Origin of the sequence: Fulvivirga kasyanovii (genome assembly GCF_009711405.1) — a bacterium.
In the GTDB taxonomy this organism is placed as follows: domain Bacteria; phylum Bacteroidota; class Bacteroidia; order Cytophagales; family Cyclobacteriaceae; genus Fulvivirga; species Fulvivirga kasyanovii.
In genome coordinates this window covers 6,021-13,742 of sequence record NZ_SMLW01000649.1, presented here as the reverse complement: position 1 = coordinate 13,742, position 7,722 = coordinate 6,021, and the positions used below count along the sequence as shown (strand labels likewise).

The following is a 7,722-nucleotide window of genomic DNA, read 5'->3' as shown; positions in this document are numbered from 1 at the left end:
GTACCTGAATTTTTTTTAAAAAAATATTCAACCGCATAGAAAAACTAAATACTGCCATTTATGCGTTTAAACATGTATTTTGATGTAATCGAAATTTAATTTTGTTTTTTGGTGTAAGGTTAGTGATTGATTTGGGTTTGAGGCAAAGATTAAAGTTTTTATATTGCCAAAATTCTAAATTTAAACCTAAACCTATGAAGAGACACTTATTAGCTCTGGCGGCAGGGCTTGTTTTATTTACCTCTTGCGAGGATGAAAGCCGCGTAATCAGTGAAGAAGTAAACCAGGATCAACAGGTGAATGTTGATATGAGTGATTTTTACACTTACACTTTCGATGAAGCAGATGGACGATCAGCTTTAGGTGGCAAGTCTTGCTACTCCATGAAAGTTTTGAATCAAAAGCTGGAAGCAGATCCGGGTTTGCACCAGAGGATGTACAACATCGAAAAACACGTACGTCAGTTTATTGCAGCGAAAAAGCCGGATGGTGTTGGCGGCGGTAACGGTGGAGGCTCTGGCGGAGACGGTGGAGACGGCGGGGGAGACCCTGTTGATGATGGTCTGGGTACTATCAATATTCCAGTGTATGTACATGTTATATACAACAACTCTAATGAGAATATCAGCGATGCGCAGATCAACTCTCAAATGAATGTATTGAATGCTGACTTTAACAAAAGTAATAGTGATCAAAATCAGGTGCCTGCCGAGTTTGCGGGTTTAATTGCTGATGTTGATATCAACTTTACTTTAGCAGGTGTTACCAGAAAGTTTTCTTCAAAGACTTCCTGGGGTACCAGAGATGACATGAAATATGCTTCAAACGGTGGTGTTGATGCAGTAACTCCTGAAAGTGCCCTTAACATTTGGGTTTGTAACATCGGTGGTGGAATATTAGGATATGCTCAGTTCCCTGGTGGTGCTGCTGCTACTGATGGTGTAGTTATCTCTCCTCAATACTTCGGTACAACTGGTTATGTTTCAGCTCCTTTCAACAAAGGCAGGACTGCTACTCATGAAGTAGGACATTACCTGAACCTGCGTCACATCTGGGGTGACGGAAGATGTCGTCAGGATGACTTCGTAGCAGATACTCCATCTTCTGATGGCCCTAACTACGGATGTCCTTCTTACCCTACTGTAAACTGTAAGTCTACAGACATGACCATGAACTACATGGATTACACAGATGATGCATGTATGCAAATGTTCTCCGAAGGCCAAAAGGCACGTATGAGAGCTATATTTGCCGCAGGTGGAGCAAGAGAGAGCTTTGTGCTGTAAACCAGCCTGAAATAATTGAGAGCCGGCTCAGGAAACTGGGCCGGTTTTTTTTATTTGTGGTCTTCAGTTTTGGGAGGAAATTTTTTCAAAGCTTTTTTTACGCCCGATCTTATTTCTGCCTGGTCGAGGTCAGGAGTTAGCGCCATTAACCGTTCCGCATTCGATCGCCAGATCATCCGTCCCTTTTCCCGGTCAGCAATGTCAATAACAAGTGAGCCACGCAGGAAATGATAATAATTTTTCGGCTCATTGTAAGGGTCCCAGAAGGGCAGGTCTTCCTCATGTACCCAGGCTGCCATGGAGGAATCCTCTTTAAGTATAATGTGAAAATCCAACAACAGATCAGAGTTTTCATCAACCTGCTTGAATCCCTTTTCAGCCATTTCTACGGCTATGGTATTTGCTATGGTTTCTATAGCGGCACTATCATATAAAAAACGCGGGCCGTCATACGATGGGCTACAGCCATTTATCCAACACCAGGTTTTATATTGTTCAAAATTGACCTGTGGGTCATAACTCGTGCGGACTTTTACTTCTGCACACGCCAGGACTATCAGACAAAGGGGAATAAAGAGGTAGCGCATTTTTTATTTTAAAGGTAAAACTTTCTTTTTATACTGATATATGATGAGCATTCGATTTAGTTTATGACCTGTGTCAGCATCACGTTATTTAATGGCATGCTGAGTATAAATCCTGTATTTTTAAAACTGACTTGCTGATCATACTAAACATTGAATTATGAAAACCTTCTTTGCCCATATCATTATCATACTATGCTGTGTCCCGTCTTTTGCTCAGGATATCACTGGCCTTTGGAAAGTATCAAAAGTAGAAGTGGCTGGCAAAGTAATGACCCCCGTAGCCAAGTGGACTAACATTAAAGAAGATGGTACCTACGAATCGGGCAACGGATGGCTTCAAAACTCACTGGGTACATGGGCGTACGATGAAGCATCACGGCAGTTTGCTACATCTGAAAATATTGGCATTCGGGATGAATACGATGCGTTTGAGGTAAGCTTTGAAGGAGCTGCCATGATCTGGAAGAGAAAAGAAGATGGGATGGATGTGGTGGTAACACTGGAAAATATTACCGACCTGCCTATGTCAACCGCAGATCAACTTCATGGGTTATGGGATTTGCAGGATATTATCAGCGGAGGAAACTCTATTACTTCAACATTTGATAAAGATAATCGCTACTACCTTTTCATGCGATGGGACAGGATATATGTGAAAAGAAATAGTAAAGGAGAAAAACTTTCAGGCTACTGGCACATCGATGGCCACCGTCCTGAGATCACATTGCTCAGCCATCAACCGGATACTACGCCTGAAAGCTGGCAGGTTGAAGTAGATGATGACAAACTGAAGCTGACTGGTATATCCGACAGCAACAAAGGCTTAATAATGACCTTTAAGAAGCTCCACACGTTTCCTGATTGATATGTTGAAAAAAAATTGTGTTCCCTGTAATATTCTCGCCAAAGCATGGTACTAACGGGTTAAATGACACAACAACAGCAAAACAGCATTTTTGAAGACTGGTTGGCCCGCTATCGGGGCATGTTCTTTAAAGTAGTTCGTGCCTATGCCTTTACACCTGCTGATCAGGATGATCTTTTTCAGGAAATTGCCGTTCAGGTTTGGCGATCCATTCCCAGTTTCAGGGAAGAATCCAGTGCCGGCACCTGGGTTTATCGCATTGCGCTTAACACTGCAATGAAATGGATAAGAAAGGAACGCAGGCATCAGGACGGGCAACCCTATGAGCATTTGGAGCACCTTTTAACCACAAAAGAAGCTTATGTCGACGACCGGTTGGAGTGGTTGTATGAGGAGATAGCCCGAATGAACGAAGCCGACCGCGCCATAACGCTGCTGTTGCTGGATGGGTTCAGCTATAAGGAGATGTCCGATATCCTGGGTATTTCGGAAAGCCATATAGGTGTGAAGATCCATCGGATTAAAAAACATCTCATTACTAAATCAGAAAATTATGATTACCATGGAATTTGAAGAAATGAAGCGCATATGGGATACTCAGAATAATGAACCTGTGTATGCCATCAATGAAGAAGCCTTGCGTAAAAGAATAGAAGGAAAAAAGAAACAAGTCAGCTATACTACAGGCTTGTCAGAATTGATCATCATCGGCGCAAATATATTGGCAGCCGGTATAATAATGGTTTCCGGGGCTATAGAGGGTAAACAAAGTACTTTTGCCTACCTGCTTGCCGCTGCAATGGTATTGACAGCAGTTTTTATGGCCGTCAGCAGAATAAGAAGAATGAGGTCAGAAGACAGGTTTGAAGCTTCCATGCTGGGAGATCTTGACCATGCCATAGCCAATGCCCGCTACCAGGTGTGGCTTGCCACAGCAGGCCGGTGGGGTTTGCTTCCCATAGCCCTCTTTACCACACTGTCTGTTTGGGACGATGGCACAACTTGGTGGAAGTTACTGCTGGTACTAGCCTTCTTCGTGGCGGCATACTTCCTGTCTGGCAAGGAATATAAATGCATCAAGCATAGAAAAAACAAATTGGAGGCCCTGCGCGACAATCTGCAAAAGCAGAACTGATAGAAACAAATAGGAAACCTCCGAAGCACGACTCCGGAGGTTTTTTTGTTATCTTTGATATACACCATGGCTGATTTACATCCCCATATAAAAAGCAAAGCTAACGGGCTGATACTACTGGCCCTGCTTGTAACAATGGTTACAGGAGCACTAAGCCCTGTACAAGGCTATACAGAACAGAAACCGAAAGCCACTTCAGGCTGGGTGGTGTCAGCTCATAACGAGAACAGCCAGTGCGTTTCGTTATTTGCAGCCGGGCACTTACACACTGCTGTTTGTTCCACGCCTGCATTACCGCACAGTTTCAAAGGTTATTTGGCAGCGTACAACCGGCAAATCCTCATAAAACAGGCCTTTTTCAATACATCTCCGGCTTTTTTGAAGCTGACGTATACATTGCCCTTAAAAACCATTCCTCAAAATTCTGATGAGGAAGACCCCTTTCTTCGCGGATAATATCCGTCTCTTCTCCTTTTTAAAATTTACGCAATACATGTGAGCAGGGTCTCAACCTTGCTGTCGGTGCTACTGAGCAGTTAAGCTTTGCCAAACTTTTGGAAGTTTAGTAAAGCCCACATTTTGACTCTGTTTGCCGGGTAACTCTTAAAAGGGAGACTGCAATTCCTGTTGTTCCATTGCCTTTCAGGCACCTTAAATTACTTCAAAAATGAAAAAGATAAAACGAGTTCTGAGGCTTATTGTCTTTATATGCTTTGTATTGTTAGCCGCTTTTGGTGCCGGTATTGGTGGTGCCATTTTGCCCACATACCATCGAAGAGATGAAAAACCTGAGATCAATATTGAAATGGTAGATAAAAAGAAGGATGAAACGGAAGAGGAGGATTCTATTCAGAAATTGTAAGGGATATTTTCCATCTGTATTAAACTGATTTGCCGAACATTGCTCTATTAAGAAACGTTATTGGTATAATTCGAGTAATGAGGTTACGTAATTGCTATTTTTTACATACATTGTCGGCGATTGTTTTTAATACTCATTTTTCGAATTATTTTTGCAACCCAAAATTCCCACTCCAATGAGCGTTGAGATTCCGGTAAGTAATTCTGATTTATTTTATCAATATTTAGATACCTGCAAGGGAGAAGTTAAGTCTAGAAGTACTGAAGGCTATTATCATGTGGATGTAGTAGCCGAAGCTTACAATAAAGGTTTTTCGGATGGTAAGGAGTCTGGAAAGAGCGAATTTCTTAACCTTATTGTTTCTAATGAAGTAGAGAAATTTACGCAAAAGGCAAATCAGATCTATATCCTATCCAAGAATGTGATTTCTTATCTGGAAGAAAAGGATTATAAAGTATCCGGATTGTATATAAATTTATCACCTGGTCGTCCATGTGTTATAATCTCAGTGTCCAATGAGTTTTTGAATGATGATTCTTTCGTTGAAACTGCTTATTCTAAAATTTATGAGAATAAAGGCATATTTACGAAGTTATTTAACGAGCCTTTGGATATTGGCTTTTTGTCAAGTGACAATTTGGACGAAGCCCTGCTAAGGGAAGATGGTTTTGGTTATATCGAAAAGTATTAATTATCAGTGAGCAAAAAGAAAGCACACGGGGAAAGAAACAAAACGCTTTCTCACGAACTTCTTGAAGGGAAAAAATATTACGATTGGGTAATTACAACAGCCTTTTATTCCGCAATTCATTTTGTTGAAGATAAGATTCTTCCTTGTGAAATATCATCCAGGATTTGTAATAATATCAGTGAAGTAAAGGCAGCATATAAGATGAATGGACGACACTCATCCCGAGAAAGACTTGTTTTTGATCATTTTCCGATCGGAATTGCTGTAAAATATAAATGGTTGGACGACAAGTCGCGTTATTCCAGATATACTACGTTTAAAGTTACACCTACCGAAGCTGACAAGGCTCAACAATATTTACTGGAGATACATGAAGCTTGTTACGACAAATAATAATTAGTCTTTCAATTATTCTTCTGGCTGTGATTTAGCCGGTAAGCATTGTACCCCAAAATAAAATCGTCCATCTGATAGCTGAAATTATCCATGTTACAGGGCTAGGGATAGCTGCACATTTGCATTGTAATTTTTTATTAACAACTAAAAGAATAAAGCAATGCAAAGAATTCCAGCACTTAACCCCGAAACAACTACAGGAAAAACAAAAGAATTATTTAATGCAGTACAAGGCAAATTAGGTGTAGTACCTAACTTGATGCGTACATTGGGCAACTCACCTGCCGTGCTTAATGGCTACCTGTCATTTAGCGGAGCGTTGGGCGAAAGCTCTATAGGTAACAAACTTGCCGAGCAGATAGCCCTTACCGTAGCCAATGCCAACGGATGTGAGTATTGTAATGCCGCCCATAGCTATATTGGCGAGAAGCTTGTGAAACTGGATGCCGAAACCATAGCCGCAGCCCGTGAAGGAAGAGCCTCAGATGTAAAGTCAGAAGCAGCCCTGACTTTTGCCCGCGTGATACTCGAAAAGAAGGGTAAAGTGAGCGAAGAAGATGTGAATGAACTAAAAAATGCAGGATACAGCGATGCAGCTATAGCCGAGATCATCGCTCATACAGCACTCAACATCTTCACCAACTACTTCAACAATGCTACCCGCGTGGTGGTGGATTTTCCCGAAGTAGAATTGGTTGAAACTGCAGCAGTATAAGTTTTTTGATACAATTTTGTCACGAGAAGGGCCGCTCCAGAAGCGTGGAGTGGCGCCCTTTCTTAGTTTTATATGTCGGTAAAATGACTTTTTGGCTGAAACCATCACAATATGGAAGCCAAATTACCGGAGGGCCGTTTAAATACAGGTTAGCTTAAATATATACAATGATCACAAAATCAGTTCACACCTTAGTAAATCCGCAGAATGGGGAATTAGCCTTTAAAGTATTTTCTTTTGAAGATGCCACCCAATTTGATCACGTACAGCGGTTAAACTACCTTTCGATGATATTGATAACCGAAGGAGAAGCTACCCTAAAGGCCGATTTTACTGATTATCAGGTGGAAAAGAACACTTTGCTCTGCTTTGCACCTTACCAACCCTTTATGCTGGCAGAAGCTAAGGGAGTAAAAGGCGTTGTCATTAATTTTCATCCTGATTTTTTCTGTATCCACAAGCACCACAAGGAAGTGTCATGCAGCGGTATATTGTTTGGTAACATTTATGAGCCGCCCTATGTAACACTGAATAATGATGAATTAAATAGTTTGCTGGCATTGGTAGAACAAATGAAAACCGAAGTGCAGAATAGCGACCTGGCTCAGTATGACCTGCTTATCTCTTACCTGAAAATATTCCTGATCAATGCTACACGTATTAAAGTAGCCCAGCGCCCGGAGGTAATAAGCAATCCGGACGAGGGGAGTGAGCCTTACATCATCCAAAGCCTGAAAGACGCCATCGAGCAGCACTACCGTACGCGACATTCTGCCGGTGACTATGCCGACTTGCTCAACATCTCAGCCAATGCACTGGCCAAAGTGGTCAAATCATACTTCAACAAAACCCTGACCGGCCTGATCGCCGAACGGATCATCATAGAAGCCAAGAGAGAACTCTACCTTACATCCAAAGCCGTAAAACAAATAGCCTACGAGCTGGGTTTTAACGACGAATACTACTTTAGCCGCTTTTTCAAGAACAACGCCAATGTTTCTCCCCAGCTTTATCGAGACACTGTTGGGTTTGCAAAAGGTGAGGAGTATTAGGTGGTTCAGGCAGGATTTTAGGGGAGATTCTCAATATTTCCACTAAAGGTGGCCATGAAATAACTTTGAGCCAGAAAATTTGGGAATGACAAGGTTGGGATAGGGCAGTTGTGCAGTTTTATGTTTTAGAAAT

At 41.7% G+C, this 7,722-nt stretch carries 11 protein-coding genes; 10 read left to right on the top strand and 1 reads right to left on the bottom strand.

Translation table 11 applies throughout. From position 1 onward, the window contains the following. The first annotated feature begins 194 nt into the window (after window positions 1-194). A complete protein-coding gene (locus tag E1163_RS23750) occupies window positions 195-1,286 on the top strand; it encodes a zinc metalloprotease (protein ID WP_155175034.1) in 1,092 nt (363 codons plus the stop codon). Between the two features lie 50 nt (window positions 1,287-1,336). On the opposite strand, the gene E1163_RS23745 is transcribed toward E1163_RS23750, so the two are convergent. Then, window positions 1,337-1,873 carry a DUF4136 domain-containing protein gene (locus E1163_RS23745; protein ID WP_155175032.1) on the bottom strand — a complete coding sequence of 179 codons (537 nt, stop codon included), beginning with the start codon at window positions 1,871-1,873 and terminating at the stop codon, window positions 1,337-1,339. A 157-nt stretch (window positions 1,874-2,030) separates the two neighbouring features. Here E1163_RS23745 and E1163_RS23740 point away from each other — a divergent pair, with 157 nt between their 5' ends. From E1163_RS23740 to E1163_RS23700, 9 genes are all read left to right on the top strand, one after another. Continuing rightward, complete coding sequence (locus E1163_RS23740; RefSeq protein WP_155175030.1) at window positions 2,031-2,738, top strand: hypothetical protein; 708 nt, start codon at window positions 2,031-2,033, stop codon at window positions 2,736-2,738. Between the two features lie 63 nt (window positions 2,739-2,801). After that, window positions 2,802-3,311, top strand: coding sequence for an RNA polymerase sigma factor (locus E1163_RS23735; protein WP_155175028.1), 510 nt, complete (start codon window positions 2,802-2,804; stop codon window positions 3,309-3,311). Further along, window positions 3,292-3,873, top strand: a complete 582-nt coding sequence (locus E1163_RS23730; protein WP_155175026.1) for a hypothetical protein — start codon at window positions 3,292-3,294, stop codon at window positions 3,871-3,873. The genes E1163_RS23735 and E1163_RS23730 overlap by 20 nt, the downstream gene beginning before the upstream one ends. 66 nt (window positions 3,874-3,939) lie before the next feature. After that, a complete protein-coding gene (locus tag E1163_RS23725) occupies window positions 3,940-4,329 on the top strand; it encodes a hypothetical protein (RefSeq protein WP_155175024.1) in 390 nt (129 codons plus the stop codon). A gap of 211 nt (window positions 4,330-4,540) precedes the next feature. Then, window positions 4,541-4,735 (top strand): hypothetical protein, encoded by a 195-nt coding sequence (locus tag E1163_RS23720; RefSeq protein ID WP_155175022.1) that lies wholly within the window; start codon window positions 4,541-4,543, stop codon window positions 4,733-4,735. A 175-nt stretch (window positions 4,736-4,910) separates the two neighbouring features. Beyond that, on the top strand, window positions 4,911-5,426 hold the full coding sequence (locus tag E1163_RS23715) for a hypothetical protein (RefSeq protein ID WP_155175020.1): 516 nt from the start codon (window positions 4,911-4,913) through the stop codon (window positions 5,424-5,426). Between the two features lie 6 nt (window positions 5,427-5,432). Continuing rightward, window positions 5,433-5,819 carry a hypothetical protein gene (locus E1163_RS23710; protein WP_155175018.1) on the top strand — a complete coding sequence of 129 codons (387 nt, stop codon included), beginning with the start codon at window positions 5,433-5,435 and terminating at the stop codon, window positions 5,817-5,819. Between the two features lie 163 nt (window positions 5,820-5,982). Continuing rightward, on the top strand, window positions 5,983-6,537 hold the full coding sequence (locus E1163_RS23705; protein ID WP_155175016.1) for a carboxymuconolactone decarboxylase family protein: 555 nt from the start codon (window positions 5,983-5,985) through the stop codon (window positions 6,535-6,537). Between the two features lie 167 nt (window positions 6,538-6,704). Continuing rightward, window positions 6,705-7,589, top strand: coding sequence for a helix-turn-helix domain-containing protein (locus tag E1163_RS23700; protein ID WP_155175015.1), 885 nt, complete (start codon window positions 6,705-6,707; stop codon window positions 7,587-7,589). The last annotated feature ends 133 nt before the right edge of the window (window positions 7,590-7,722 follow it).

Coding starts and splice junctions, on each gene's coding strand:
- E1163_RS23750 (WP_155175034.1), top strand. CDS start 195: ATGAAGAGACACTTATTAGCTCTGGCGGCAGGGCTTGTTTTATTTACC.
- E1163_RS23745 (WP_155175032.1), bottom strand. CDS start 1,873: ATGCGCTACCTCTTTATTCCCCTTTGTCTGATAGTCCTGGCGTGTGCA.
- E1163_RS23740 (WP_155175030.1), top strand. CDS start 2,031: ATGAAAACCTTCTTTGCCCATATCATTATCATACTATGCTGTGTCCCG.
- E1163_RS23735 (WP_155175028.1), top strand. CDS start 2,802: ATGACACAACAACAGCAAAACAGCATTTTTGAAGACTGGTTGGCCCGC.
- E1163_RS23730 (WP_155175026.1), top strand. CDS start 3,292: ATGATTACCATGGAATTTGAAGAAATGAAGCGCATATGGGATACTCAG.
- E1163_RS23725 (WP_155175024.1), top strand. CDS start 3,940: ATGGCTGATTTACATCCCCATATAAAAAGCAAAGCTAACGGGCTGATA.
- E1163_RS23720 (WP_155175022.1), top strand. CDS start 4,541: ATGAAAAAGATAAAACGAGTTCTGAGGCTTATTGTCTTTATATGCTTT.
- E1163_RS23715 (WP_155175020.1), top strand. CDS start 4,911: ATGAGCGTTGAGATTCCGGTAAGTAATTCTGATTTATTTTATCAATAT.
- E1163_RS23705 (WP_155175016.1), top strand. CDS start 5,983: ATGCAAAGAATTCCAGCACTTAACCCCGAAACAACTACAGGAAAAACA.
- E1163_RS23700 (WP_155175015.1), top strand. CDS start 6,705: ATGATCACAAAATCAGTTCACACCTTAGTAAATCCGCAGAATGGGGAA.